General features: G+C 51.3%; 1 protein-coding gene. It reads right to left on the reverse strand.

Going from position 1 to position 723, the window contains the following annotated elements:
* Positions 1-639: tetratricopeptide repeat protein (locus C9F12_RS22210; protein WP_162816561.1), on the reverse strand; the 639-nt coding region annotated here is incomplete at its 3' end.
* Between the last annotated feature and the right edge of the window lie 84 nt (positions 640-723).

The following is a 723-nucleotide window of genomic DNA, read 5'->3' on the forward strand; positions in this document are numbered from 1 at the left end:
ATCCTTGGGCACGCCGAGGCCTTTACGATAGATGCCGGCAAGCTGTGAGGCTGATTCGGCGTCGCCCTGTTCGGCTGCACGGGTGAACCATATTCTCGCCTGCTGGATATCTTGCTCCACCAGTCCGTGAGGACGGGAACTTCGGTAGGCAAAGCCCAGTCTTTTCTGGGAGAGGATATAGCCTTTCTCCGCGCTTGCCCGGAGGTAGGCCAGCGCTAGGGGTTTATTGATTCGGGTGCCGATGCCCCAGTTATAAGCAGTGAATAGCGAGTACCCTGCGTCGACTACCCCCATCTTCCACGACTCCTTCACGAGTGGTAGCCCTTGGGACCTATCGACGTACTCTTCATACCCTGTTATCAACTCCGCATAGATCAGGCCGAGAAGGAACTTGGCTGTTGTGTCACCATTCTGGTTGCCACGAAGCAACTGTTCGACCGATGTGTTGTCGTAGAAGTCGGCGAGCGCGTAGCGGTCCGGGTTGTTAGCAATAAAATATGGCGTCCCCTCCATTTCCGTAAAAGTTGTTTCTCGAGAATTCATAAAGTTGAAAGTGGAAGATTCGTCGCAAGCTGTTAAGCACGGTGCTGCACATATAAGAAATAGGATGATCGAGATTTTCTTGACGTAGTGGGGCATGGCTATATCCTCACTTTGAATGCATCTGTTTTCATATCGATTGGCCTTTTTTGGTTGATAGAGCCAACATGAAGCGTCAGAGAT

The organism is Halomonas sp. BN3-1 (genome assembly GCF_003056325.1).
Taxonomy (GTDB): Bacteria; Pseudomonadota; Gammaproteobacteria; order Pseudomonadales; family Halomonadaceae; genus Halomonas; species Halomonas litopenaei.